The following is a 25,320-nucleotide window of genomic DNA, read 5'->3' on the forward strand; positions in this document are numbered from 1 at the left end:
GGGAGAGGATGGTCATGAAAGTCGTCTGTCTTGGGGGAGGGCCTGCCGGCCTTTACTTTGCGATCTCGATGAAGCTGCGCCAGCCGGACGCCGAGGTCACGGTGATCGAGCGCAACAAGGCAGATGACACCTTTGGCTGGGGCGTGGTGCTGTCGGATGACGCGCTGGAGAACCTCACCGAAAACGACCCCAAAAGCGCAGCGGCGATCCGGGAGAGTTTTGCCTATTGGGACGACATTGCGGTTGTCCATAACGGGGTTCGCACTGTGTCGGGCGGCCACGGCTTTGCCGGGATCGGGCGTAAGCAAATGCTCTTGCTGCTGCAGGACCGGGCGCGCGAGCTAGGGGTGGACCTGCAGTTCGAGACCGTTGCCAAGACCGCTGCTGAGTACCGGAAGGAATATGATCTGGTGGTTGGTTGCGACGGGCTGAATTCCAGTGTGCGCAATGAGTTCGCGGAACACTTTAAACCGGAAATCGACGTGCGCCCCTGCAAGTTCATCTGGCTGGGCACCCATCAGAAATTCGACGACGCCTTCACCTTTATTTTCGAGAAGACCAAGCACGGCTGGATGTGGATCCACGCCTATCAGTTCGACGATGACACCGCGACGGTGATTGTCGAATGCTCGGCCGAGACCTGGGAGAACTGGGGTTTTGAGGGGATGAGCAAGGAGGAGATCATCCGCACCTGCGAGGAGATCTTTGCAGATCACCTGGACGGTCACGCGCTGATGTCCAACGCGGCGCATCTGCGCGGAGCCGCGGTGTGGATCAACTTCCCGCGGGTTCTGTGCGAAAAGTGGCACCATGAGAACGTGGTGCTGCTGGGCGATGCCTCTGCCACGGCGCATTTCTCCATCGGATCGGGGTCGCGGCTGGCGTTTGACAGCGCGATTGCTCTGGCGGAGCTGCTGACCACGGAACCCTCAATGGAGCGCGCCTTTGAACGCTATCAGGAGGAGCGGCGGCTGGATGTGCTGCGGCTGCAGTCGGCGGCGCGCAACTCCTTGGAGTGGTTTGAGGAAGTCGAGCGCTACCTGGACATGGATCCGGTGCAGTTCAATTACTCGCTGCTGACCCGCTCGCAGCGTATTTCCCACGAAAACCTGCGCTTGCGGGATGCAGAGTGGCTGCAAAGCGCCGAGAAGTGGTTCCAGGACAAGGCAGGCGCGCCCGCGGATGCGCCGGTGCGGCCGCCGATGTTCGCGCCTTACCGCTTGCGCGGGATGGAGCTGAAGAACAGGATCGTGGTCTCGCCCATGGCGCAGTACAAGGCGGTGGAGGGCTGCCCGACAGACTGGCACCTGATCCATTATGGCGAGCGTGCCAAGGGCGGGGCGGGGCTGGTCTATACCGAGATGACCTGTGTCTCGGCGGAGGGGCGGATCACGCCCGGTTGTCCGGGGCTTTATGCGCCGGAGCATGAAGCGGCGTGGAAGCGGCTGACCGATTTCGTCCATGCAGAAACCAGCGCAAAGATCTGCTGCCAGATCGGCCATTCGGGCCGCAAGGGATCGACCCAGCTGGGCTGGGAGGAGATGGACGCGCCCTTGCCTGACGGGAACTGGGAGACGGTCTCGGCCTCACCCATCCCGTGGTCGGACAACAACCCGGCCCCGCGGGAGGTCACGCGCGAAGAAATGGACACGATCAAGGCGGAATTCGTGGCCGCAGCGCAGATGGCAGAGCGCGCAGGGTTTGACATGATCGAACTTCATGCGGCGCATGGCTACCTGATTTCGTCCTTTATCTCGCCAAAATCGAACATGCGCGCGGATGAGTACGGCGGCTCCCTGGAAAACCGCCTGCGCTATCCGCTGGAGGTGTTTCAGGCGATGCGCGCGGTCTGGCCGGAAGAGAAACCGATGTCTGTCCGTATCTCGGCCAACGACTGGGTCGGCGACGAAGGCGTGACGCCGGAGGACGCGGTCGAGATCGCCAAGGCGTTCACCGCAGCCGGTGCGGATATCATTGATGTCTCCGCCGGGCAGACCTCCACTGATGCGCAGCCGGTTTACGGGCGGATGTTCCAGACGCCGTTCTCCGACCGTATCCGCAACGAGGCCGGGATTGCCACCATGGCGGTCGGCAATATCTATGAGGCAGACCATGCAAACTCGATCCTGATGGCGGGCCGGGCGGATCTGGTCTGCGTCGGCCGCCCGCACTTGGCTGATCCCTACTGGAGCCTGCACGAGGCGGCGCGGATCGGTGACCGGCATGGCGAATGGCCGCTGCCTTATCACGCGGGCCGCGATCAGCTGTGGCGGCTGGCCGACCGCGAGGCGGAGGTGATCCGGGCATGAGTGTGGCGGGCAAACATGCGGTGATTTCCGGCGGCGGCTCGGGCGTCGGCGCCGAGCTTGCCGCGCGGTTTGCCGCTGGCGGCGCCAAGGTCACCATCCTGGGCCGCCGCATGGAGCCGTTGCAGGAGGTGGCGGCCGCGACCGGCGCTTTCGCGGCAGTTTGCGATGTGACCGACCGGGGGACGCTTGACGTTGCGTTGAAGGAGGCGGTGGAGGCCAACGGGCCGGTGGGCATCGCGCTGGCCAATGCCGGTGCGGCGCCGTCCAAACCCTTTGAACGGATGACCACCGGGGATTTCGAGGCGGCGCTGTCGGTCAATCTGACCGGTGTCTTCAACCTGTGGCAGGCTTGCCTGCCGGGGATGAAGGGCCAAGGCTGGGGGCGGCTGATTGCCATTGCCTCCACCGCCGGGCTGAAGGGGTATCCTTATGTTTCGGGCTACTGCGCGGCCAAGCATGGCGTTGTGGGCCTGACGCGGGCGCTGGCGGTGGAGCTGGCGAAGACCGGGGTGACGGTGAATGCGATCTGCCCGGGTTTCATTGAAACGCCGCTCTTGCAAAGGTCGGTGGACAACATCGTGGCAAAGACCGGGATGACAGAGGAACAGGCGGCCAAATCCCTGCGCCGCGGCAATCCTCAGGATCGCTTTATCCAGCCGGGGGAAGTGGCGGATGCGGCGCTGTGGCTGGCCAGCGCAGGCGCTGGGTCGGTCAACGGCAGCGCGCTGCCCATATCGGGAGGGGAGATTTGAGCACAACTTCGAAAGACCGCCTGCGGCTGTGGCTGAAGGTGCTGAAGGCCACCAAGGCGGTGGAGAGCGAAGTGCGCGAGAACCTGCGCCGTGATTTCGCAACCACGCTGCCGCGGTTCGACGTGATGGCGGCGCTGATGCAGCACGATAAGGGCCTGAAGATGAGCGAGCTGTCGGGGGTTCTGAAAGTCTCCAACGGCAATGTGACCGGCATCGTCGAGCGGCTGGTCGAGGACGGCCATGTGCTGCGCGAGAAGGTCGAGGGCGACCGGCGCGCCAACCTGGTGCGGCTGACCCCAGCGGGCAAGGCGGAGTTTGCCCGTCAAGCGGACGCCCATGAGGGCTGGATCAATGCAGCCTTCGACGGGCTGACTGCGGATGAGGCGCAGAGAATAACAGAAAGCCTGGACGCGGTGGCCCGGCGTCTGGAAAACGGAGGCAAGTCGTGATGCTGAATACGGACCCGAAACACTTTTTGTGCCGGATCGAAGACGGTGTTGCCACCGTCTCGCTGGACCGGCCGGAGCGGAAGAACCCGCTGACCTTCGAAAGTTACGCCGAGCTGCGCGACTGGTTCCGGGACCTGCATTACGACGATACCGTCAAGGCGGTGGTCTTTGCCTCCAACGGCGGCAATTTCTGCTCCGGTGGTGATGTGCATGACATCATCGGGCCGCTGACGAAGATGAGCATGAAGGAGCTTTTGGCGTTCACCCGGATGACCGGCGATCTGGTCAAGGCGATCGTGAACTGCGGCAAGCCGGTGATTGCGGCGATTGACGGCATTTGTGTGGGCGCGGGCGCGATCATCGCCATGGCCTCCGACATCCGGATCGCGACGCCGGAGGCGAAGACTGCGTTCCTGTTCACCCGTGTGGGTCTGGCGGGCTGCGACATGGGCGCCTGCGCAATCCTGCCCCGGATCATCGGCCAGGGGCGGGCGGCGGAGCTGCTTTATACCGGGCGATCGATGAGCGCCGACGAGGGGTATGCCTGGGGCTTCCACAACAAGCTGGTGGCGGCGGATGACTTGGCGGCTGAAGCGCAAAGCTGGGCGGAGCGGATCGCGGCGGGCCCCAACTTCGGCCACATGATGACCAAGACCATGCTGGCGCAGGAATGGTCGATGTCGATTGAGCAAGCGATCGAAGCGGAGGCGCAGGCGCAGGCGATCTGTATGCAGACAGCAGATTTCGAGCGCGCCTATCATGCCTTTGTGAAGAAGGAAAAGCCGCTGTTTGAAGGCGACTGAGCCGCGGCACCGCTGGGACCTGCGCCGGAGGAGGGCGCGGGTGCCTCCGGCGGGAGTATTTGGGGAAAGATGAAACGGGCGCGCAGCCTGTTCACCGGGAGGAGACGCGGATGGCGGACAAGAGCTTTCTAACCTGGCCGTTCTTTGAAGACCGGCATCGTGCCTTGGCGGCGGAGCTGGAAGAGTGGGCCGGGGCGCATCTGGGCGGGATTGATCATTCCGACACGGATGCGGCCTGCCGCTCGCTGGTGGCGGCGCTTGGCGCGGCGGGCTGGACCCGGCACAGCGGTGCCGAAGCCGGCGAGACCTTGGATGTGCGCAGCCTGTGCCTGATCCGCGAGACGCTGGCGCGCCATGACGGGCTGGCCGACTTCGCCTTTGCCATGCAGGGGCTGGGTACCGGTGCGATCTCGCTGTTTGGCACGCCGGAGCAGCAGGCGGAATGGCTGCCGCTGACCCGGGCAGGCAAGGCGATTTCGGCCTTTGCGCTGACCGAGCCGCAGTCGGGGTCGGATGTGGCGAATTCCACCATGACCGCCACGCTGGATGGCGATCACTATGTGCTGAACGGCGAGAAGACCTGGATTTCCAACGGCGGCATTGCAGATGTCTACACGCTGTTTGCCCGCACCGGCGAGGCGCCGGGGGCGAAGGGGCTTTCGGCCTTTGTCGTGCCCGCAGGCTTGCCTGGGTTCGAGGTTGCGGAGCGCCAGGAGGTGATCGCGCCGCATCCGCTGGCGACGCTGCGGTTCACCGATTGCCGAATTCCGAAATCGGCGCTGCTGGGGCAGCCCGGTGCGGGCTTCAAGATCGCGATGTCGGTGCTGGATGTGTTCCGCTCCACCGTGGCGGCGGCGGCGCTGGGTTTTGCCCGCCGGGCGCTGGACGAGGCGCTGCAGCGGGTGACGGAGCGGCAGGTGCAAGGCGCGCCGCTGTTTGAATTGCAAATGGTGCAGGGCCATATCGCCGATATGGCGCTGGATGTGGATGCCAGCGCGCTGCTGGTCTACCGCGCCGCCTGGGCCAAGGATTCCGGCGCGGCACGCGTCACGCGGGAGGCCGCGATGGCCAAGCTGTTCTCCACCGATCAGGCGCAGCAGGTGATCGACAAGGCGGTGCAGCTGCACGGCGGCGACGGTGTGCGCCGGGGCCAGAAGGTGGAAGAACTTTACCGCGATATCCGCGCCTTGCGGATTTACGAGGGCGCCTCTGACGTGCAGCGGGTGGTGATCGCTCGTCAGGCCCTTGGTGCCTTTCAGGGAGGGAATTGAGATGCTGGGACCATCAGCCCATGCGGATACTTTCACCCGGGACAACCTCCCGCCAGCGGACCAGTGGCCGGAGTTCCTGCTGGAGGGGTTCGACTATCCCGAATACCTGAACGCGGCGGTCGAGTTGACCGATGCGATGGTGGAGAAGGGCTTCGGCGACCATACCGCGCTGATCGGCAACGGACGCTACCGAACTTACAAGGAGCTGGCCGACTGGACCAACCGGCTGGCCCATGTGCTGACCGAGGATCTGGGGGTGAAGCCCGGCAACCGGGTGCTGATCCGCTCCGCCAACAATCCGGCGATGGTGGCCTGCTGGCTGGCGGCGACCAAGGCGGGCGCGGTGGTGGTCAACACCATGCCGATGCTGCGCAAGGGGGAGCTGGCCAAGATCGTCGACAAGGCTGAAATCTCCCACGCGCTGTGCGACACCCGGCTGAAGGATGAGCTGGTCGCCTGTGCCAAGGAGTTGAAGTTCCTGAACACGGTTGTGGGTTTCGACGGCACCTCCAACCACGATGCGGAGCTGGACCGGCTGGCTCTGGAGAAACCGGTCACTTATGAGGCGGTTAAGACGGGGCGGGATGATGTGGCGCTGCTGGGCTTTACTTCCGGCACCACCGGGTCGCCCAAGGCGACGATGCATTTCCACCGCGACCTGCTGATCATCGCTGACGGTTATGCCCGCGAAGTGCTGGATGTGCAGCCGGAGGACGTGTTTGTCGGCTCGCCGCCGCTGGCCTTCACGTTTGGCCTGGGCGGGCTGGCGATTTTCCCGCTGCGGTTCGGTGCGGCGGCAACACTCTTGGAGAATGCCTCTCCGCAGAACCTCATCGAGATCATCGAGAAGTACAAGGCGACTGTCTGCTTCACCGCCCCGACCGCCTACCGGGTGATGCTGCGGGCGATGGACGAGGGCGCGGATCTGTCATCGCTCAGGGCGGCGGTTTCGGCGGGTGAAACCCTGCCCGCGCCGGTTTATCAGGAGTGGATGGGCAAGACCGGAAAGCCGATACTGGACGGGATCGGCGCGACGGAGATGCTGCATATCTTCATCACCAACCGGTTCAGCGACCACCGGCCCGCCTGCACCGGTAAGCCGGTGGGCGGCTACCAGGTCAAGGTGCTGGATGCAGACGGCAACGAAGCCCCGCACGGCGAGGTCGGGCGTCTGGCGGTAAAGGGGCCGACCGGCTGCCGTTATCTCGCCGACGGCCGCCAGGCGGATTACGTCAAGGACGGCTGGAACATCACTGGAGACAGTTTTATCCAGGACGCGGATGGATATCTGCATTTCGCCGCGCGCAACGACGACATGATTGTCTCGGCCGGCTACAACATTGCCGGGCCGGAGGTGGAGGCGGCGCTGCTGGCACATGAGGCGGTGGCGGAATGCGCAGTTGTCGGCGCCCCGGACGAGGCCCGCGGCGAGATCGTGCAGGCGCATGTGGTTCTTGCCGAGGGGCAGGCACCGTCGGAGGATCTTGTCAAACGGTTGCAGGACCACGTGAAGGCGGTGATCGCACCTTACAAGTATCCTCGTTCGGTCGTGTTCGCGGAGGCCTTGCCAAAGACGGAAACCGGCAAGATCCAGCGGTTCCGGCTGAAAGGGTAGCTGCGGCGGGCGCCGCCAGCGAAATGCACCTGGCGGCCTTGGCGCCGCTGGGTGAAACGTTTCAAGGCACATGCCGTGCGGCGGCAGTGCTTTGACTTTTCATGGAATTTCGACAGGAGGATGTGGAGGCGAGTACCGGAATCGAACCGGTGTACACGGATTTGCAATCCGCTGCGTCACCACTCCGCCAACTCGCCATCCGTGGTGTAAGCCGTGATTAATCACATGCCCGGCGCTGGTGCAAGAGGCGTTTTGCCTTTGCCTCGGCCAAAATTGTTTTTCTTTCCGGATAGGTAGTTTCCCGCCTGGCAGGGGGCGGGTCAAGGCCCGCGGGTTCACGCTGCGGTGCGGATCGCCTCGGCGATCAGGCTGGGAACGCCCGGCAGTGCGCCTGTGACCGGCAGCACGGGGCCGTCGAACCGGGCAGCCTGCAGCGCGTCGGGAATGTCGTCTTTCACGTGGTCTCCGGCCTGGGCAAAGAACGGCAGGCAGAGCGCGCGGGCGGGCAGCGGCCCTGCAACCGTTTCGATCCGGGGATCCTGTTCGACATAGCCTGGTGACACGGTGCAGCCAGGCAGCAGCGGGCGCAGTCCGGCGGCAAAGGCCTCGGCGGCCTCGGCTGCCTTGGGGCCGCGGGCAGAGCCATGGGCGGCCAGCAGCAGGTGGAACCCGTCCGCTCCCCACCCTTGCGCCCGCGCCGCGTGATGAACTGCCTGGGCCGCCAGCGGGGGCAGGGCGGCGTCCAGGCCGAAAGGCGCCGCGATGCGGCAATTGACCCCTTCCAGGCGCGCCGGCAGCACCTTGGCAGTGAAATAGCCCTGCGACATGAAGAACGGGTAGACCACGGCGCCGTCCTCTGTCACCTCCTCCAGCCGTCCCGGCGTGGCGAGGGTGGCGGAGCGGATGTCCCACCCCGGCAGAAACGCAGCAACTTCGGCGGCGAGTTTTGCCAGATCCGCCTCGGCCGGAACAGGCGCGGAGGGCTGGCCGTGGGCGGTGATGACGGCGGTTCGGGGGCTTTGGGTCACAGCGGGCGTCCGGATCCTTCAGGGGGGCTGCAAGGCAGCAGATTTATCCCATCATTTGGGGGGCTTGGGGGGTGTTCCGCAAGGGCCGTCCGAAAATTTCCAGCGGTGCCCGGAGAAAGCAAATCAAGACGGTTGACCTTCCCCGGCGCTTCCCATAAATCAGCAAATGTCCTGAGCGGGTATGGTGAAATGGTATCATAAGAGCCTTCCAAGCTTAAGGTGCGGGTTCGATTCCCGCTACCCGCTCCAGACCTTCTCCCTGTCTTGACACCTTGACCCGGCTGCGAGCCCGCCGCTGCCTGCCTGACCGCCGCGCTGATACAGTGTGACGCGGGCTGCCGCTGTTTTCATGCGCTGTTTGAAACTGCTCTGCGCTTGACGTGCGGGGCCTGCGGGGCCATGAACCATTGGCAAATGCGCGGGATCTCAGCCCGCAAGACTGAAAGTGCAGAAGGATCCGGAATGGCGCGGAGACAAGCGGCCCCGAACGCGGAACAGGAGCGGGAGAAGTCCCGGAAGATTGGCGTGCTCTCGGCCCTGTGGCCGTTTATGCGGCCCTACCGGGGACTGATGTTCGCAGCCACCTGCGCGCTGGTGCTGACGGCAGCGCTGTCGCTGACGCTGCCCTTGGCGGTGCGCCGGGTCGTGGACAACTTCCGGGTTTCCGATTCCGAGCTGCTGAACCTCTATTTCAGTGCAGCACTTGGGATTGCAGCTCTGCTGGCCGTGGGCACGGGCGTGCGCTACGCGCTGGTGACGCGCCTGGGCGAACGGGTCGTCGCCGATATCCGCAAGGCTGTGTTCGACCGGGTGATCGGCATGAGCCCGGAGTTTTACGAACGCATTATGACTGGTGAGGTCCTGAGCCGGATCACCACCGACACCACATTGATCCAATCGGTGCTGGGGTCGTCGGTGTCGATCGCGCTGCGCAACCTGCTGATTTTCCTCGGCGGTATGGTTCTGATGCTGCTGACCTCGGCGAAACTCACGATGATGGTGCTGCTGATCGTGCCTGCGGTGATCGTCCCGATTCTGTTTCTGGGCCGCCGCCTGCGCGCCATCAGCAAGGAGAACCAGGACTGGATCGCGGCCTCTTCCGGCAATGCGGGGGAGGCGCTGGGAGCGGTGCAGACAGTGCAGGCCTTCACTCATGAGGACGCCAGCCGCCTGAAGTTCGGCGAGATGACGGAAACCGCCTACGACGTCTCTCGCCGCCGGATCCGGACCCGGGCCCTGCTGACTGTGATCGTGATCTTCCTGGTGTTTTCCGGCATTGTCGGCGTTCTGTGGATGGGCGCCAACGATGTGCGCGCCGGTGTGATGTCCGAGGGCACGCTGATCCAGTTCGTGATCTACGCGGTGCTGGTTGCGGGCTCTGTCGCTGCGCTGTCTGAGATCTGGAGCGAGTTGCAGCGGGCTGCAGGCGCGACCGAACGGCTGGTGGAACTGCTGAACGCTGAGGACACCGTGGTGGATCCGGCGGTGGCGCAGGTTCTGCCCGCGCCAGTGAAGGGCGAGATCGCGTTCGAGAATGTTTCCTTCCGCTATCCGTCGCGCCCGGACGTCTCAGCGCTGGAGGAGGTGTCGCTGACGGTGCAGCCGGGCGAAACAGTTGCCTTTGTCGGCCCGTCCGGTGCGGGCAAGACCACCATTATCCAGCTGCTGCAGCGGTTCTATGATCCCAATCAGGGCGCGGTTAAGCTGGACGGCGTGGCGCTGAAGCATCTGCAGCGGGACGAGTTCCGCCGCCATATCGCGCTGGTGCCGCAGGATCCGGTGATCTTTGCCGCGTCGGCGCGCGAGAACATCCGCTTTGGCCGCCCGGACGCCTCTGACACGGAAGTTGAAGCCGCTGCCAAGGCTGCCGCGGCGCATGAGTTCATCTCGAAACTGCCGGATGGCTACGACAGCTTTGTCGGCGAGCGCGGGGTGATGCTGTCGGGCGGCCAGAAGCAGCGGATCGCCATTGCCCGCGCGATCCTGCGCGATGCGCCGGTGCTGCTGCTGGATGAGGCGACCTCGGCACTTGATGCGGAAAGCGAACGGCTGGTGCAGGCCGCGGTGGATGATTTGAGCCAGGGCCGCACCACTCTGATTGTGGCGCACCGTCTTGCCACTGTGAAAAAGGCTGACCGGATCGTGGTGATGGACCAGGGGCGGATCGTGGCCATGGGCAGCCATGATGAACTGGTGGCGCAGGGCGGTCTGTACGCGCGGCTGGCCAAGCTGCAGTTCACCGAGGGGCTGGCGGCAGAATAACCGAAAGCTTTTGCATGATTCCTGACGCCCCGGACCCTGTCCGGGGCGTTTTTTTCGGCAATCGCCCGTATCTCAGCGGAATTGGCGTCACGTCATGCCGCAACCTGCCTTGACGTGACCCGGTGCCAAAGCTTGCGCAAATGCGTGTTTGCAATAGTCTGTGGCGAACGAGAACACACCCCGAAACACCGGGGCACGGGGAGGAGACGAATGGGTTTTTGCGGGATTACGGACCGTAACGCGCTGCAGAATGAAATGCCGTATGAGGCGCGGGATCTTCCAGCCACGCTGTATGGGCTGCTGTCGCGCACGGCGGACAGATATCCGGACAGCAACGCGGTCAGCTATCAGATCTTCTCTGGCCCCAAGGACAAGGCGGAAACCCTGACCTGGCGCACGCTGAAAGAGCAGGTGTGCCAGGCGGCCAACATGTTCCGGTCGCTGGGCATCGGCGAGAAGGACGTGGTCGCCTATGTGCTTCCGAACTGCAACGAGACGCTGGTGACCATGCTGGGCGGCGCGGTGGCGGGGATCGTGAACCCGATCAACCCGCTCTTGGAGCCGGAGCAGATCGCCTCGATCCTGCGCGAGACCAAGGCCAAGGTGGTGGTGACCCTGCGGCCTTTCCCCAAGACCGACGTGGCGCAGAAAGTGGCCGAGGCAGTGCGCCATGCGCCGGGCGTGAACACAGTGCTGGAAGTGGACCTGAACCGCTATCTCACACCGCCCAAATCCTGGATCGTGCCGCTGGTGCGGCCCAAGCTGGAAAACCAGGCCAAGGCTGCCCATGCCGATTACATGAACTTTGCCAAGGAAATGGCGAAGCATCCCAAGACGCTGAGCTTCGCCGACAGCGACGGTGACCGGGTCGCCTGTTACTTCCACACTGGCGGCACCACGGGCATGCCCAAGGTGGCGCAGCACAAATACTCGGGTCTGGTCTACAATGGCTGGCTGGGCAGTACCCTGCTGTTCAGCGAGGAAGACAACATCATTTGTCCGCTGCCGCTGTTCCACGTCTTTGCGGTGCATGTCATTCTGATGGCAGCGGTGTCTTCTGGCGCGCATGTGGTGTTCCCGACACCGCAGGGCTATCGCGGCGAGGGCGTGTTCGACAACTTCTGGAAGCTGATAGAACGCTGGAACATCACCTTCATCATCACCGTGCCCACGGCGGTATCGGCGCTGATGCAGCGGGAGGTGAACGCGGATATCTCGTCGGTGAAAACCGCCTTCTCGGGGTCGGCGCCAATGCCGATGGAGCTGTTCAAGCGGTTCGAAAGCGCTTCAGGCGTCACCATTGTCGAAGGCTATGGCCTGACGGAGGCCACTTGCCTGGTGTCTTGCAACCCGCCGGGCGGTGAGAAGAAGGTCGGGTCTGTCGGCATCCCGCTGCCCTACACGGAGGTGCGGATCGTCAAGCACACCAATGGCGGACCGATGGAATGCGGGGTGGATGAGGTTGGCGAGATCTGCGTTTCCAATCCGGGGGTCTTTGCCGGCAACACCTATACCGAGGCCGAAAAGAACGTGGACCTCTACTATCAGGAGAAATTCCTGCGCACAGGGGACTTGGGCCGCATCGACGAGGATGGCTACCTGTGGATCACCGGCCGCGCCAAGGACCTGATCATCCGCGGCGGCCACAACATCGACCCGGCGGAGATCGAAGAAGCGCTCCTGGGGCATGCCGCGGTGGCTTTTGCCGGAGCGATCGGCCAGCCGGACGCCCATTCCGGGGAGCTGCCCTGTGCTTTTGTTGAGCTGGTGGAGGGTGCCACGGCCAGCGAGCAGGAACTGCTGGAATACTGCAAGATCCACGTGCATGAGCGCGCGGCGATCCCCAAGCATCTGACCGTGCTGGACGCTTTGCCGAAAACTGCCGTTGGCAAGGTGTTCAAGCCCGACCTGCGCAAACACGCCATCACCCGCGTCTACAACGGCGCGCTGGAGAAGGCGGGCCTGGCCGCGCGTGTTGTCAGTGTCACAGATGACAAGAAGCGCGGGCTTGTGGCCCAGGTGGAAGCCAATGGCTGCGCCGAGGCGGAGATTTCCGGCGTTTTGAACAGCTTCACCCGCCCGTGGGAGCCCGCACAAGCGGCATGATGCTGCGGGAACACGCAACTTCAGAAGCGCCCTGCGGGGCGCTTTTTCAATCAGGCATTCCATTTGCGGGAATCTCTGCCTAGGCTCGGGAAAACCGGGGCGTGCAGGGAGGCTCGCAGATGGATTACGAACGGCTGATCGACGAGGAGACCTGGGATTTCATCCAGAAGACCGGGGAACTCTACCCTGATGATGCCGTGGAGATGTCCATAGACGAGCAGCGCCGCATCTACGACTCCATGGCGCGGGAATTCCGGGCGCCGCGGCCGGACGTCGTGTCCCTCAAGAACTCCCGGGCCGATGGTGTGCCAGTGCGTATCTATACTGCGGGCGATCCTACCCGCACGGTGCTTTACTGCCATGGCGGCGGATTTGTGGTCGGGGGGCTCGACAGCCACGACGACATATGCGCCGAGATCTGCGTCCAGACCGGCTACCGGGTGGTGGCGGTGGATTACCGCCTGGCGCCGGAGCACAAGCACCCCGCCGCGTTCGAAGACGCCTGGACGGTGCTGAACTGGGTCGAGGAGACCTATGGCAAGGGGGTCGTGCTGGCGGGCGACAGCGCCGGGGCGAACATCTGTGCTGCTGTGGCGCACCACGCGCGGGGGCGGACCGATGCGCTGCTGGGGCAGGTGCTGATCTACGGTGTCTTTGGCGGCGATATGGACCAGGGATCCTATATCGAACACGCGCAGGCGCCGATGCTGACCCGCGAGGATGTTCTATATTACATGGACATCCGGACGGACAAAGCCGCGGCCAAGGGCGACCCTCTGTTTGCGCCTCTGCGGGACAGCGATTTTTCCGGTTTGCCGCCGACGGTTCTGGTGACCGCAGATTGCGATCCGGTCCGGGACGACTCGCGCGATTACCGGGACCGCATCCTCGCCGACGGCGGCAAAGCGCATTGGATCAACGAGCCTGGGCTGATCCACGGCTATCTGCGTGCCCGCCACAGCGTCAGCCGCGCCCGCGACAGTTTCGAGCGGATCTCGATTGCGATAGAAGCACTGGGGCAGGGGATCTGGGCTTATGACGATTAGATCCGTCTAGCCGGCAAAGTCGCGGCACCGCTCCTCGTACTGCGAGGTGTCAAGCCAGCCTCCGCTGATGAACTGCCAGTCCGGGCCCGAGGTGGTGACGTAGGTCCAGTTCCCAACCGGGATATGCGAAAACTTGATGTAGTCGCCGGGATTGATCTGCCCGACCAGAGGGGCGTCCGGCCGGTGCCCGGCCCGGAGGCCCATCACGGGCCCCAGCCAGCCTAGGCAGGCGCCCTCGAATTCATCGTGCACCGGCAGGTCCCATAGCTGATAGCGCAGATGCAAGTCGTCCAGGTTCAGATAGGACTGCTTGTTGCTGACCCGGCAGCCTATGCGCCCTTCCAATTCTCTGATCAGTGCCACCGTCCGCGCGTCTTGCGGCGGCAGGTTGACGGATTTTCCGATGCAACCGGTGTTGTCAAAAATGGCCTGCCCCAGAGGCGAGCCAAAGCAGTAGCCTGCCCGGTCGATGATTGCGTTTCTGGTGAACCACAGGTCGTGGCAGGTATCGCTGGCCAGAACCGGCGCGGCAAACAGGGATAGGGCGGCAACAAGGCATTTCATGGCAATCATTCCTGGCAACTGGAAACGGCGGCTGAAAGCTATCCTAGCACACAGCCGCCGCAGTCGCGTTACTTCAGGAAAGGTTCCGCCTTCATGGTTTCGGCAATGGGTGCCCCCAGCCGTTTAAGGATGGTCGGCGCCAGCTGGCGCTGGTCGATGACATCGCTGTGGTCGGGGCCGTCGGCATCGCCAAAGTAATAGAGCGCGGTTTCCTGCTGCAGCGGGCTGCGGCCGCCGTGGTGGCCGCGCTCGTCCTGGCCGTGGTCTGCGGTGACGATCACCTCGTAGCCCAGATCGCGCCAGCGGGTGATGAAGGGGGCCAGCATCTCGTCCATCACGAAACAGGCGTGGTCCATTTCCTGGCAGTCGTGGAAATAGCGGTGGCCCATGCTGTCCAGCGTGCAGGTGTGCAGCATTCCGTAATCCAGGCCGAAGCGCAGGCAGAGATTGGTCAGCGTGCCGAACAGATCGACATCGGACGGGGTCATCTGGTTGTCCTTGCCATAGCCGGTCATGGTGTGGAAGCGGCCGTGGTTGATTGTCTTGCCTTCAGGCTCGTCGTATTCGATGTCGCGGACGTAATCGAACGGGTGGCGGTTAAAGAACGAGGACCAGTAGCTGTGCGCCACCGCACCGGTCACGCCGCCAGCTTCGCGAACCTGGCTGAACACGTCCTTTTCCTTGAGCCGGAACACATTGGCGTTGCCGGTGCAGCCGTGAATGGCAGGCGCCACGCCGGTATGGATCGAGGCATAGCAGCTGGCCGAAATCGATGGCAGCACGCTGCGCAGCTTCCAGACGCGGGCATCGCCGCTGTCCACCCATCCTTCCAGGTTGCCGAACAGGCGGCGGAAGTTGCGCCAGGGCACGCCGTCCAGAATGATGAGAAGAAGTTTGGTGTCCATGGCCCGAATCCCTTTTGCCTTGCGGTGGCTTCGGTGCCCCATTCTGGTGTCAGATTCTTGAAGCGCCATTCAAAAAGCGAATGGATGGTCTGAAACCGGCATTTTCGGGAGATCCGGCACGTCGATTGCGACTCAGAATGCGGTGGCAATCAGGTAGACGCCGGCCAGCATCAGCAGGATGCCGGCTGCCGGGACGAACAGCCGGACATGCGCCAGTCGCTTTTCCGCAAGCACGTACAATGCAATGCCTGCGATCCAGTAAAGGTTCATGATCCCGCCGGCGAACAGCAGCAGCATCAATGCCCAGCAGCAGCCCAGGCAATACGCCCCGTGGTGGGCGCCCATCAGCACAGCACCAGCCAAACCTGTGCGGTGATGCGCGGTCAGGAAATGTACCGGCATACGGCAATGAAGAAGGCAGGCGTGCTTGTAGGGGGTAAACTGATAGGCGCCCGCCGCCAGCAGCAAAGCACCCGCAAAGGCACGGCTGCTGAGCGACATCATCGGGCCATCCGACAGCCCAACTGTTTCCAGCCCCCACTGCAAGGCGGTGGCTGCGGCCGAAAAGGCGCCCCAGGCCAGCAGGTAGCCGCTCAGGAACAAGAGGCTCAGCAGCGGCGCCTGGGCGGGGCGGGAGCCGGCTTTCTTGATGGCGGTGAACAGCAGCAGGACAGGGGCTGCGCTGGGTGTCATCATGGCAATCATCATGATCCACCACATCAGGAAGATCAGGACTGTGTAGGCTGGTGTCCAGACCGGGTCCGCCCCCATTTGCATAGGCGCACCGACCGGGCCGGCCATGCGGGTCATATCGACCGCGCTCATGTCCATTCCGATGCCAAAGACGGTGTAGAGCCCGCTCAGCAGCACAACAAACCCGGCCGCGCTGATGACTATTGCCTGGTCGTGGCGGGCCAGCCTTTCGGCAGGCCCCTGCATGTCCTGCTGCACGCCCATCGCTGCTTATGCCGCGCGCTGGACGCCTGAACCGGTCAGGTGCAGTTCTGCGATATGGGCGTGCGTATTGCTGTTCTTTTGCAGGCTGATGGCAGAGCCTGGGGTGCGGGTGCTGCCCCGTGCCACCGAGGCCTCGGCGTACTCAAACCCGTTCGGCAGTTTGATCTGCACGGAATGCGGGTCTCCGGAAACGATATGCGGTATCGGTTCCACTGAGGTTTCGCCGATATCACCGGCCTTGGCATGGCCCTTGCCGGTTTCCTTGTCATAGCTCAGGGAGACTGGCGCGCTCAGGGTGTCGTGCTTGGTCGTGCACATGGCGTTGAAGACAAAGAACATCGTCGCAAAATCGGCGGTGTCCTGGCCGGTCATGATGGCTTCCAGCGCGGTCTTCTGGTCCGCGGTGGCACGCTCATCAATGATCAGCTGCATCTCGCCGTTGCCCTCGTGGATCGGGCCCGGCCACTTGTAGATCGCTGCGGCCAGCAGACCATCCAGCTTGGTATCCCCGTAGTGCCCGGTGTCGATGCGGAAGGTCAGCATTGCCTCGCAGGTGCCGTCGTTAGGCAGCTGCGAAAACTGGCAGGGGCAGCCCGGCAAGCAGTTGCAGTTGGCAATTTCCAGTCCGTGAATGGCCCAATCCGTCATGAGGTTCCCTCCTGTTCTGCCTGAAAAGCAAAACTGCCCGGAGGTTTCGGGCTCGGCCTGCAGGAAATCAGCTGCGCTCAGTGATGATGCTATTGTTTGCGGCAGGTTTCGCCGCATTCTCCCCGTGGCGTCAAAGTACCACAAAACGGGAAGGGCTGAAAAAGGAAAAAGCCCCCGCCCGCACTGGGGCAGGGGCTTTGCATCCTAGGGTGGTTTCAGTGGCCGGCGCTTTCCATCTTGCGGTGGGCGATCACTTCCTCCAGCCAGCCGAGCTTCATCTCTGGTACGGAACTCAGCAGCAGGTCGGTGTAGTCATCGAACGGCGGGCTCAGCACTTTGGACTTACCGCCGTAGCGCTGCACCTTGCCCTGATACATCACCGCAATGTTGTCCGAGATGGCGCGCACGGTTGCCAGATCGTGGGTGATGAACAGATAGGCCACATTCTCGATCTTCTGCAGCTCCAGGAGCAGCTTGAGGATGCCGTCTGCCACCAGCGGATCGAGTGCCGAGGTGACCTCGTCGCAGATGATCATCTTGGGCTTGGCCGCCAGCGACCGGGCGATGCAGACGCGCTGCTTCTGGCCGCCGGACAGCTCCGCCGGGTAGCGGTCGATGAACTTCTCGCCCAGCTCGATCTCGTCCAGCAGCTCGACGATCCGCTTGCGCTTCTCCTTGCCCCGCATACCGAAGTAGAACTCCAGCGGGCGACCGATGATGGTGCCGACGGTCTGGCGCGGGTTCATCGCCACGTCGGCCATCTGGTAGATCATCTGAAGCTCGCGCAGGTCCTCGCGGGTGCGCCCCTTGAGGTCCGGGGACAGGGTGCGGCCGGCAAATTCGATCTCGCCCTCGCGCGGCGGCAGCAAGCCGGTGATCACGCGGGCGAGGGTCGATTTGCCGGAGCCGGATTCGCCCACCACCGCCAGTGTCTGGCCGGGATACAGATCGACGTTCACATTGTGCAGCACGTCGAACTGGGTGCCCTTGTAGCGCGCAGTGATGTTCCTCACGCTCAGCACCGGTTCCGCGGTCGGGGCCTTTTCCTCATGCTCGATGGAGCGGACCGAGACCAGCGCCTTGGTGTACTCCTCTTGCGGATCATTGATGATCTGGTCAACGTTGCCGTATTCGACCGTGTTGCCCATCTTCAGCACCATGATGTCGTCGCTCACCTGCGCCACAACCGCCAGGTCGTGGGTGATGTAGAGCGCAGCGACGCCGGTGTCGCGGATCGCTTCCTTGATCGCCATCAGAACGTCGATCTGGGTGGTCACGTCGAGCGCGGTGGTCGGCTCGTCGAACACCACCAGATCGGGCTCCGGGCAGAGCGCCAGCGCGGTCATGCAGCGCTGCAGCTGGCCGCCCGACACCTGGTGCGGGTACCGCTCGCCGATGTTGTCTGGATCCGGCAGGCCCAGCTTGGCAAACAGTGTGCGGGCGCGGGCCTCGGCCTCCTTGCGGGAGAACTTCTTCTGCTCCACCGCGGCCTCGACAACCTGGTCCATGATCTTCTTGGCCGGGTTGAAGGAGGCAGCTGCCGATTGCGACACATAGGTCACTTCGGCACCGCGCAGCTTGCGGATATCCTTGTGGCTGCCCTTGAGGATGTCACGGCCGTTGACCCAGACCTCGCCGCCGGTGATCTTCACGCCGCCGCGGCCGTAGGCCATGGAGGCGAGGCCGATGGTCGATTTGCCGGCACCGGATTCGCCGATCAGTCCCAGGACCTTGCCGGGCGCGAGGTCAAAGCTGACCCCGTGCACGATCTCGATGTCGCGGGGGCGTTCCCCGGGCGGGTAGATGGTCGCGCCGATTTTCAGGTCGCGGACTTTCAACAGGGTATCGCTCATCCGCGGCCTCCTTTCAGCGATGTGGTCCGGTTCAGCACCCAGTCAGCCACCAGGTTGACCGAGATCGCCAGGGTGGCGATGGCAAAGGCCGGGATCAGGGCCGCAGGAATGCCATAGACGATGCCTTCCTTGTTCTCCTTCACGATGCCGCCCCAGTCAGCCTCTGGCGGCTGCACGCCCAGGCCCAGGAAGGACAGGGTGGAGACAAACAGGACCGCAAAGATGAAGCGCAGGCCCATCTCCGCGATCAGCGGCGACAGCGCGTTGGGCAGGATCTCGCGGAAGATGATCCAAGCAGTCTTCTCGCCGCGCAGGCGGGCGGCTTCGACGTAGTCCATCACCTCGATATCGACCGCAACAGCGCGGGCCAGGCGGTAGACGCGGGTGGCGTCCAGAAGGCCCATCACCAGGATCAGCATCGGAATGGTGACCGGCGCAACCGACAGCACCACCAGGGCGAAGATCAGAGTAGGGATCGACATCACCAGATCGACAAAGCGCGACAGTGCCTGGTCGACCCATCCGCCCATCACCGCAGCAAAGAAGCCGAGGACAGAGCCCAGGGTGAAGGACAGGACAGTTGCGGCCGTTGCGATGAAGATGGTGGTGCGGCCGCCATAGATCATCCGGCTGAGAAGGTCGCGGCCGATGTTGTCGGTGCCCAGCAGGTAATCGCTGCTGGAGGGCTCCCACACGTCGCCGACGATTTCGCCAACGCCATAGGGCGCCAGCAGCGGCGCAAAGATGGCGCCGAGGAAGTAGAGGGCCGTGAAGAACAGCCCGATGAGTGCAGAAATGGGGATATTCTTCATTTCGGGTGCCTCAGGCGCGGGTTGCTCAGGATAGCGACGATATCGGCGATCATGTTGAGGCCGATATAGACGGCGGCAAAGATCAGGCCGCAGGCCTGCACAACAGGCACGTCACGCTTGGACACGTGGTCAACCAGATACTGGCCCATGCCGGGGTATACAAAGACCACTTCGATCACCACGACGCCGACCACCAGATAGGCGAGGTTCAGCATCACCACGTTGACGATCGGCGCGATCGCGTTGGGGAAGGCATGGCGGTAGATCACCTGAAAAGCGTTGAGGCCCTTCAGCTCAGCGGTTTCGATATAGGCCGACTGCATCACGTTGAGGATCGCGGCGCGGGTCATGCGCATCATGTGCGCCAGCACAACCAGGGTCAGCACCGCAACCGGCAGGGCGATGGCGCTCAGCTTCTCAAACAGGCTCATGCTATCGTTGACCATTGCAACGGACGGGAACCACTGCAGCTTCACTGCAATGAAGTACATCAGCACATAGCCAATCAGGAATTCGGGGATGGAGATTGAGGCCAGGGTTACAGCCGAGATCATCTTGTCGGGCCAGCGGTCCTTGAAACGGACGGCAAGCAGGCCCAGGAAAATTGCCAGCGGAACGGCGACCACGGCGGCCCAGAAGGCCAGGAACAGGGTGTTCCAGAAACGGCTGCTCAGAGCCTCGGCGATGTCCTGGCCACTGGTCAGCGCAGTGCCAAGATCGCCCTGCATGGCACCGAAGAGCCAGGCGAAATAGCGTTGGACAGGAGGATCGTTGACGCCAAGCTCTGCCCGCAGGTTGGCGAGCGCTTCAGGGGTTGCTGACTGGCCGAGGATGGACTGGGCGACATCTCCGGGCAGCACGATGGTGCCGGCAAAGATCACCACTGAGATAAGCAGCAAAAGAAGCAGGCTCAGCGCAACGCGCTGAGCCAGAAGTTTTACAATCGGCGACATTTAGGCTTTGACCCACAGCTTGCTGGCCGCATAGCCGTTCATCAGAACCTGGCCCGGGATTCCCTCGACCCAGCCGTCCACCTTGTCGGTGGTTGCCTCGACAAAGTCGTTGAACATCGGGCAGATCAGGCCGCCTTCGTCGCGCAGGATCGTCGACATGTCGGCATACATCTGGGTCCGCTTGGCAACGTCCAGCTCGCCGCGCGCTGCGACCAGCATCTGGTCGAATTGCTCGTTGTTAAAGCGGGTGTCGTTCCAGTCCGCAGTCGACAGGTAGGCGGTGGTGAACATCTGGTCCTGAGTCGGACGGCCGCCCCAGTAGCTGGTGCAGAACGGTTTGTTGTTCCAGACTTCCGACCAGTAGCCGTCGTTCGGCTCGCGCTTGACGTCCAGCTTGATGCCCGCGCCTGCCAGCGACTGCTGGAACAGGGCAGATGCGTCCGGCGCGCCCGGGAAGGAGTTGTCCGAGGTGCGCAGCAGGATGGAGCCGTCGTGGCCGGACTTCTTCAGGTGGTGCATCGCCTTGTCCGGATCGAACTGGCGCTGTTCCAGCTCGGTGTACATCGGATAGGAGGCGTTGATCGGGGTGTCGTTGCCGACGGTGCCGTAGCCGTTCAGGATCTTGTCGACCATTTCCTGGCGGTTGATGCCGTATTTCAGCGCCAGGCGCACGTCGTTGTTGTCGAACGGCGCGGTGTTGCAGTGCATGATGAACACATAGTGGCCGGCCGCGGAGGTCGAGTGCACGGTGATGTTCGGCGCACGGTCCACCAGGTTCGCGGTGCGCGGCGGCACCCGGTCGATCACGTCCACCTGGCCGGACTGCAGCGCGGCGACGCGGGCGGTGTCGTCGTTGATGACGATGATCTCGACGGTGTCCGCGTTGCCCAGATCGCCCCAGTAGTTCGGGTTCTTCTCGGCCACGAAGCGCACGCCCATGTCGGCGGACTTCATGATGTAGGGGCCGGTGCCGATGGCGGCTGCTGGATCGTCATTGCCGCCGTTCGGCTGTATGATCAGGTGGTAGTCTGCCAGCAGATAGGGCAGGTCGGCGTTCGGGCTGTCCAGTTCGAAGACAACGCTGTCGCCGTCCGCGCGCACGTCCTTGATGCCGCGCATGATGCCCAGGGCACCGGACTTGGTGTCCTCGCCGCTGTGGCGCTCCATGGTCTTGACCACGTCGTCAGCGGTGACGTTCTGGCCGTTCGAGTAGGTCACGCCGGAGCGCAGCTTGAAGGTCCAGGTCTTGGCGTCGGCGGAGGCTTCATAGCTTTCCGCCAGCTTGCCTTCGATGCCGCCGTCGTCGGCCAGCTCGACCAGCGTTTCACCCCACAGGCGGGTGACCATCAGGCCAACAGTGTTGGTGACCAGCGCCGGGTCCAGGCTGTCGGTGGTGGAGCCGCCCTGCAGGCCGAGACGGATGGTGCCGCCTTTTTGCGGGCCGGCCGCCTTGGCGGCGGTGGACAGCAACAGGTTGGCGGAAACAGCGGTAAAGCCCAGTGCGGCGGCCTTGCCCAGGAAGTCGCGGCGGGACAGTTTGCCTGCCGCAGCCTGACTGGCCAGATACTGCATGTGTCTGTTCATAGAGTTCTCCCGATTGGTTGTGGTGCTTCAGGCACCCGTTTTTTTGATTGGTGGTTCAAGATTTGCGCATTTGCTGCCACCTCGCAAGCGTTATTCGCGAAAGGCATGGCGTGGCTTCGGACGCGCCTGCAAGGCCTGCAAAGGTAAGGTCGCCTTTCTCAATCAAGGTGCCGTTTTTGGGTGCCATGCCGGGTGTAAATCAAAAAAACATCCGGAATGCGACAGGAAATTTTTGTGCGCAGAAATGACGAATTTTTTATGAATTGGCCGGATTGAGGGGCAATGCTGGCGGTAACAGGGATAGAATCGATGCTTTCTGGCCTGAAAACGTCGCCCCGCCGCCGCCCGCATGACGTGCGCCACCTGCGTGCGGCCCGCGCCGGAGGCGGTGCAGCTGCAGTCCGCGGCAGCGCTCCGGCGGCGTGGATCAGACCTGTTCCGTGTCCATCCAGATGGTCACCGGGCCGTCGTTCAGAAGCCGAACTTTCATGTCAGCACCGAACCGGCCTTTGGCGGTGCCGAGGCCAAGCCGTGTCAGCTGATCCGCGAAGTATTCATACAGCCGCTCCCCATCGGCCGGGGCGGCAGCCGTTGAAAACCCTGGCCGGTTGCCGCGGCGGGTGTCGGCGGCCAGGGTGAACTGGCTGACCACCAAAGCGCTGCCGCCGGTGTCCAGCACTGAGCGGTTCATCTTGCCGCCGTCATCCTTGAAGATCCTGAGCTTGGAGATTTTCGCGGCCAGCTGATCCGCCTGCGCCTCGCTGTCGCCCTGCATCGCGCAGACCAGGATCAGCAGGCCGGGGCCGATCTCTCCCACGGTTTCGCCATCCACCGTGACCGAGGCCTCGCTGACCCGTTGAATCAATGCCCGCATTTGTGTTTGTCCTTGTTCTGTCTCAGCCGCGCCAGTCGGCAAATTCCTCCAGCGCCGCCCGGCTGGTGCGGAACCCGTTGGCCGGGTGGTCCCCGTCGCCGTAGCCGAAGGAAATTGCGCAGAGGATGATCCGGTCGTCCGGTATGTCCAGCAGCTCATGCAGCAGCGGCGCAAAGGAGGCAACCGCCGCTTGCGGGATGCTCGAAACCCCCGCGGCCTGGGCGGCCAGTGTGAAGGCGGCGACAAAGCCGCCGCAATCCATCGCGCCATAGGATCCCAGCTCTGCCGGAGACGACAGGATCGCGCAATGCGGTGCGCCGAACAGCCGGTAATTCTCCATCATCTGCCGCGCCGACCCGGCGCGGTCGCCCTTTTGCACGCCGACAGCTTCATAGAGCGCCCAGCCGCAGTCGCGGCGGCGCTGCTGGTACTCAGCTGAGTAGCCATCTGGAAAGGGCAGGTCCGGGTTGTGCCCGCCACCCTCCGCCGCCGTGAGCAGGGCGGCCCGCAAACGTTCCGTCTCGGCACCGCTGCAAATGGTCACCTTCCAGGGCTGCGCATTGCACCAGGAGGGCACCTTTTGAGCAGTCCGCAGGATGTCCTCGATCACCGCGCGCGGCACCGGCTCCGGGCGGAAGGCCCGGCAGCTGTGGCGGGCGGCAAACAGGGCGTCCAGGCTTTGCAGAGCGGGTTTCACATCCAGTTCCTCCAGGCGGCTGAGGGCCACACTGGCGTCAGAAATTCCTTTGCGCAAGCGCCCGGATTGCGCGGGATCAAAGCAGTGCCGCAGCGTCAGAGGTACAATGGGCCGAAACACGAAAGGAGGTTGGACTATGGTGGAAAAAACCGAACATGGCGGCTTCTGGCCGTCGCTTTACGATCCTTTCCGCAGCTTCGGAACCCGTCTCGCCGATTGGCTGAATCCCGCAACGGAGGCGTCGTCGGGCAAAGAAGCTTACGATATTGCGATGGAGCTTCCTGGCGTCGCCTTGGGGGATGTCGAGCTGACCGTGGACAACGGCGTGCTGACGATCCGCGGCGAGAAGAAGACCCAATCCGAGAAGTCGGGCGACACCTGGTACTTCAGCGAACGCCAGTACGGGGCATTCCGTCGCTCCTTCCGCCTGCCGGAGGATGCTGACGGGCAGGCGGCCTCTGCCAGAATGGAAGACGGTGTTTTGCATGTTTCGGTGCCGAAGAAGGCGCTGGAGCAGCCTGAAACCGCCCGGAAAATCGAGATCAGCAAGGGCTGACAGAACCCTGACAGGGAGGGCGGCCAGGGTCCCGGCTCAGATCCGGGAGCAGGTATTGGCCGGGAAAGAAGGGGGAGGCTGCTCCCCCTTCTGCTTTTTCAGGGGTTACTGCTGGCTCGCCAGCAGGGCAATGCCCGCTGCGACCGCCAGGGCCGCAATAACCGCAGCGGCAATCTTCCAGGCTGAGTAGGGCCGTTCGCCCTGCACCCGGCCCGATTGCCCGTTCACCACAAAGCGGTAGGTCTTGCCACGGTACTTATAGGCCGCCAGCCAGACCGGCAGCAGGATGTGCTTGAAGGTCACATCGGACATCTGCGTGTCGATGCTGCTGATGCGCTGCCGGTCGCCGCCGATGTCAAACCGCACGTCACGCTCGATAACGCGCTCCATCGTCTGCCCTGCCACGGCAAAGCCTGCCTCCAGGTCCACTGTATAGGCCTCGGCCCGGAAGCCTGCCAGATACTGCGGCTGATAGGGTTCAAGCTGTGACAGGTCCCACGGTTCCAGCGCCTCGGTATACCGCTTTGGCAGGCTCTTGGAGGCGAGCACCAGCACATCGTCAAAGAACCGCTGCACCCGCCCGGCCGCGGGCCGCCAGCGCACCTTGGCCACCTGCCGGGTCTGCATCTTGCCGTCCCGCTGGAAGGTCTCGGTCACATAGTAGACAGTTCCGCGCTGGCCGGTGTAGGAGCTGCGGGTCTGGGCGTCATAGGTCCAGTAGGGCACGTAGATGCCCTGCATCCGCCGCCCCTTGCGGGCGTATTCCTTGAGGCCATTCGGTGCGAACCACAACTGGCCCAGCCAGTCGGTCATGGCCTTGTGCGCCGCGCGTTCCTCGACGGCGAAAGGCAGCACCCCCTTGGGCTTGATGTGCCGGTTCTCGCCAGTGCCGGTGACGACGGGAGTGGCGCAGAACGGGCATTCCCTGGCGTGGGTATCAGGATCGAACTCCACCTGCGCCGCGCAATTGGGGCAGACGGAGACGCGGGTGACTTCGATCTCTGCCTCCGGCAGCTGTTCGGCAATGGCAGAGCGGAAATCCAGCTCCCGCAGGGCGGAGCCTTTCCAGGGCCCGCTGCGGACCTCTTCGCGGCGGCCGCAATGATCGCAGATCAGCGCGCCGGCGTTCGGGTCAAACCGGTAATCGGCGCCGCAATTTGGGCAGGGGAAGCGGTGGCTGTCCTCAGGGGCAGAGGGCGCGCTGGCGGCTGGCGGCGGCGGGGGCATCGTCACGGGGAGGGAAACCTGCGGTGGAAAAAAATTTGAAGGAATGCGG

General features: G+C 63.5%; 22 protein-coding genes and 2 tRNA genes. 11 read left to right on the plus strand and 13 right to left on the minus strand.

Annotated elements, in window-relative coordinates:
- Positions 1-14 precede the first annotated feature (14 nt).
- The 6 genes from ACXAED_RS14510 to ACXAED_RS14535 all read left to right on the plus strand — a co-directional run bounded on the left by ACXAED_RS14510 (position 15) and on the right by ACXAED_RS14535 (position 7,199).
- A complete protein-coding gene (locus ACXAED_RS14510; protein WP_475050914.1) occupies positions 15-2,309 on the plus strand; it encodes a bifunctional salicylyl-CoA 5-hydroxylase/oxidoreductase in 2,295 nt (764 codons plus the stop codon).
- Positions 2,306-3,061, plus strand: coding sequence for an SDR family NAD(P)-dependent oxidoreductase (locus ACXAED_RS14515; RefSeq protein WP_475050916.1), 756 nt, complete (start codon positions 2,306-2,308; stop codon positions 3,059-3,061). The genes ACXAED_RS14510 and ACXAED_RS14515 overlap by 4 nt, the downstream gene beginning before the upstream one ends.
- Positions 3,058-3,510 (plus strand): MarR family winged helix-turn-helix transcriptional regulator, encoded by a 453-nt coding sequence (locus ACXAED_RS14520; RefSeq protein WP_475050918.1) that lies wholly within the window; start codon positions 3,058-3,060, stop codon positions 3,508-3,510. Before ACXAED_RS14515 ends, ACXAED_RS14520 begins: the two co-directional genes overlap by 4 nt.
- A complete protein-coding gene (locus ACXAED_RS14525) occupies positions 3,510-4,313 on the plus strand; it encodes an enoyl-CoA hydratase family protein (RefSeq protein ID WP_475050919.1) in 804 nt (267 codons plus the stop codon). Before ACXAED_RS14520 ends, ACXAED_RS14525 begins: the two co-directional genes overlap by 1 nt.
- Positions 4,314-4,423: 110 nt before the next feature.
- The gene (locus tag ACXAED_RS14530) at positions 4,424-5,584 is read left to right on the plus strand and encodes an acyl-CoA dehydrogenase family protein (RefSeq protein WP_475050920.1); all 1,161 of its coding nucleotides are present in this window, start codon (positions 4,424-4,426) and stop codon (positions 5,582-5,584) included.
- Between the two features lies 1 nt (position 5,585).
- Positions 5,586-7,199 (plus strand): AMP-binding protein, encoded by a 1,614-nt coding sequence (locus tag ACXAED_RS14535; protein ID WP_475050921.1) that lies wholly within the window; start codon positions 5,586-5,588, stop codon positions 7,197-7,199.
- 123 nt (positions 7,200-7,322) lie between these two features.
- Here the strand turns inward: ACXAED_RS14535 and ACXAED_RS14540 are convergent.
- Positions 7,323-7,396, minus strand: a tRNA-Cys gene (locus ACXAED_RS14540).
- Between the two features lie 138 nt (positions 7,397-7,534).
- Positions 7,535-8,227, minus strand: a complete 693-nt coding sequence (locus tag ACXAED_RS14545; RefSeq protein WP_475050922.1) for a CbiX/SirB N-terminal domain-containing protein — start codon at positions 8,225-8,227, stop codon at positions 7,535-7,537.
- 175 nt (positions 8,228-8,402) lie between these two features.
- Between ACXAED_RS14545 and ACXAED_RS14550 the strand changes: the two genes are divergently transcribed.
- The 4 genes from ACXAED_RS14550 (at position 8,403) to ACXAED_RS14565 (ending at position 13,641) form a co-directional block, all read left to right on the plus strand.
- Positions 8,403-8,476 (plus strand) — tRNA-Gly (locus ACXAED_RS14550).
- A gap of 213 nt (positions 8,477-8,689) precedes the next feature.
- Positions 8,690-10,489, plus strand: coding sequence for an ABC transporter transmembrane domain-containing protein (locus tag ACXAED_RS14555; protein WP_475050923.1), 1,800 nt, complete (start codon positions 8,690-8,692; stop codon positions 10,487-10,489).
- Positions 10,490-10,699: 210 nt separating this feature from the next.
- Positions 10,700-12,595 carry an acyl-CoA synthetase gene (locus ACXAED_RS14560; protein ID WP_475050925.1) on the plus strand — a complete coding sequence of 632 codons (1,896 nt, stop codon included), beginning with the start codon at positions 10,700-10,702 and terminating at the stop codon, positions 12,593-12,595.
- 119 nt (positions 12,596-12,714) lie between these two features.
- Positions 12,715-13,641, plus strand: coding sequence for an alpha/beta hydrolase (locus ACXAED_RS14565; RefSeq protein WP_475050926.1), 927 nt, complete (start codon positions 12,715-12,717; stop codon positions 13,639-13,641).
- Between the two features lie 6 nt (positions 13,642-13,647).
- Here the strand turns inward: ACXAED_RS14565 and ACXAED_RS14570 are convergent, their stop codons facing one another.
- The 10 genes from ACXAED_RS14570 to ACXAED_RS14615 all read right to left on the minus strand — a co-directional run bounded on the left by ACXAED_RS14570 (position 13,648) and on the right by ACXAED_RS14615 (position 23,518).
- Complete coding sequence (locus tag ACXAED_RS14570; RefSeq protein ID WP_475050927.1) at positions 13,648-14,205, minus strand: DUF4453 domain-containing protein; 558 nt, start codon at positions 14,203-14,205, stop codon at positions 13,648-13,650.
- Between the two features lie 68 nt (positions 14,206-14,273).
- On the minus strand, positions 14,274-15,110 hold the full coding sequence (locus ACXAED_RS14575) for an alkaline phosphatase family protein (RefSeq protein ID WP_475050928.1): 837 nt from the start codon (positions 15,108-15,110) through the stop codon (positions 14,274-14,276).
- A 132-nt stretch (positions 15,111-15,242) separates the two neighbouring features.
- On the minus strand, positions 15,243-16,061 hold the full coding sequence (locus ACXAED_RS14580; protein ID WP_475050930.1) for a DUF2182 domain-containing protein: 819 nt from the start codon (positions 16,059-16,061) through the stop codon (positions 15,243-15,245).
- Positions 16,062-16,073: 12 nt separating this feature from the next.
- Complete coding sequence (locus ACXAED_RS14585; protein WP_475050931.1) at positions 16,074-16,715, minus strand: DUF1326 domain-containing protein; 642 nt, start codon at positions 16,713-16,715, stop codon at positions 16,074-16,076.
- Positions 16,716-16,930: 215 nt separating this feature from the next.
- Positions 16,931-18,568 carry an ABC transporter ATP-binding protein gene (locus ACXAED_RS14590; protein ID WP_475050932.1) on the minus strand — a complete coding sequence of 546 codons (1,638 nt, stop codon included), beginning with the start codon at positions 18,566-18,568 and terminating at the stop codon, positions 16,931-16,933.
- Positions 18,565-19,380: an ABC transporter permease gene (locus ACXAED_RS14595; RefSeq protein ID WP_475050933.1), complete on the minus strand. Its 816-nt coding sequence runs from the start codon at positions 19,378-19,380 to the stop codon at positions 18,565-18,567. The genes ACXAED_RS14590 and ACXAED_RS14595 overlap by 4 nt, the downstream gene beginning before the upstream one ends.
- Complete coding sequence (locus ACXAED_RS14600) at positions 19,377-20,333, minus strand: ABC transporter permease (protein WP_475050934.1); 957 nt, start codon at positions 20,331-20,333, stop codon at positions 19,377-19,379. Before ACXAED_RS14600 ends, ACXAED_RS14595 begins: the two co-directional genes overlap by 4 nt.
- Positions 20,334-21,917, minus strand: coding sequence for an ABC transporter substrate-binding protein (locus tag ACXAED_RS14605; RefSeq protein ID WP_475050936.1), 1,584 nt, complete (start codon positions 21,915-21,917; stop codon positions 20,334-20,336).
- A gap of 427 nt (positions 21,918-22,344) precedes the next feature.
- Positions 22,345-22,791 (minus strand): D-aminoacyl-tRNA deacylase, encoded by a 447-nt coding sequence (gene dtd / locus ACXAED_RS14610; RefSeq protein ID WP_475050938.1) that lies wholly within the window; start codon positions 22,789-22,791, stop codon positions 22,345-22,347.
- A gap of 22 nt (positions 22,792-22,813) precedes the next feature.
- Positions 22,814-23,518 (minus strand): nitroreductase, encoded by a 705-nt coding sequence (locus ACXAED_RS14615; RefSeq protein ID WP_475050939.1) that lies wholly within the window; start codon positions 23,516-23,518, stop codon positions 22,814-22,816.
- 106 nt (positions 23,519-23,624) lie between these two features.
- Between ACXAED_RS14615 and ACXAED_RS14620 the strand changes: the two genes are divergently transcribed.
- Positions 23,625-24,044 (plus strand): Hsp20/alpha crystallin family protein, encoded by a 420-nt coding sequence (locus ACXAED_RS14620; RefSeq protein ID WP_475050941.1) that lies wholly within the window; start codon positions 23,625-23,627, stop codon positions 24,042-24,044.
- 105 nt (positions 24,045-24,149) lie between these two features.
- Here the strand turns inward: ACXAED_RS14620 and ACXAED_RS14625 are convergent, their stop codons facing one another.
- Positions 24,150-25,271, minus strand: coding sequence for a TFIIB-type zinc ribbon-containing protein (locus ACXAED_RS14625; RefSeq protein WP_475053122.1), 1,122 nt, complete (start codon positions 25,269-25,271; stop codon positions 24,150-24,152).
- Between the last annotated feature and the right edge of the window lie 49 nt (positions 25,272-25,320).

Source organism: Leisingera sp. ABM4_103 (assembly GCF_056158685.1).

Coding starts and splice junctions, on each gene's coding strand:
- ACXAED_RS14560 (WP_475050925.1), top strand. CDS start 10,700: ATGGGTTTTTGCGGGATTACGGACCGTAACGCGCTGCAGAATGAAATG.
- ACXAED_RS14605 (WP_475050936.1), bottom strand. CDS start 21,917: ATGAACAGACACATGCAGTATCTGGCCAGTCAGGCTGCGGCAGGCAAA.
- ACXAED_RS14590 (WP_475050932.1), bottom strand. CDS start 18,568: ATGAGCGATACCCTGTTGAAAGTCCGCGACCTGAAAATCGGCGCGACC.
- ACXAED_RS14620 (WP_475050941.1), top strand. CDS start 23,625: ATGGTGGAAAAAACCGAACATGGCGGCTTCTGGCCGTCGCTTTACGAT.
- ACXAED_RS14585 (WP_475050931.1), bottom strand. CDS start 16,715: ATGACGGATTGGGCCATTCACGGACTGGAAATTGCCAACTGCAACTGC.
- ACXAED_RS14535 (WP_475050921.1), top strand. CDS start 5,586: ATGCTGGGACCATCAGCCCATGCGGATACTTTCACCCGGGACAACCTC.
- dtd (WP_475050938.1), bottom strand. CDS start 22,791: ATGCGGGCATTGATTCAACGGGTCAGCGAGGCCTCGGTCACGGTGGAT.
- ACXAED_RS14565 (WP_475050926.1), top strand. CDS start 12,715: ATGGATTACGAACGGCTGATCGACGAGGAGACCTGGGATTTCATCCAG.
- ACXAED_RS14525 (WP_475050919.1), top strand. CDS start 3,510: ATGCTGAATACGGACCCGAAACACTTTTTGTGCCGGATCGAAGACGGT.
- ACXAED_RS14600 (WP_475050934.1), bottom strand. CDS start 20,333: ATGTCGCCGATTGTAAAACTTCTGGCTCAGCGCGTTGCGCTGAGCCTG.
- ACXAED_RS14625 (WP_475053122.1), bottom strand. CDS start 25,271: ATGCCCCCGCCGCCGCCAGCCGCCAGCGCGCCCTCTGCCCCTGAGGAC.
- ACXAED_RS14510 (WP_475050914.1), top strand. CDS start 15: ATGAAAGTCGTCTGTCTTGGGGGAGGGCCTGCCGGCCTTTACTTTGCG.
- ACXAED_RS14570 (WP_475050927.1), bottom strand. CDS start 14,205: ATGAAATGCCTTGTTGCCGCCCTATCCCTGTTTGCCGCGCCGGTTCTG.
- ACXAED_RS14575 (WP_475050928.1), bottom strand. CDS start 15,110: ATGGACACCAAACTTCTTCTCATCATTCTGGACGGCGTGCCCTGGCGC.
- ACXAED_RS14555 (WP_475050923.1), top strand. CDS start 8,690: ATGGCGCGGAGACAAGCGGCCCCGAACGCGGAACAGGAGCGGGAGAAG.
- ACXAED_RS14530 (WP_475050920.1), top strand. CDS start 4,424: ATGGCGGACAAGAGCTTTCTAACCTGGCCGTTCTTTGAAGACCGGCAT.
- ACXAED_RS14515 (WP_475050916.1), top strand. CDS start 2,306: ATGAGTGTGGCGGGCAAACATGCGGTGATTTCCGGCGGCGGCTCGGGC.
- ACXAED_RS14595 (WP_475050933.1), bottom strand. CDS start 19,380: ATGAAGAATATCCCCATTTCTGCACTCATCGGGCTGTTCTTCACGGCC.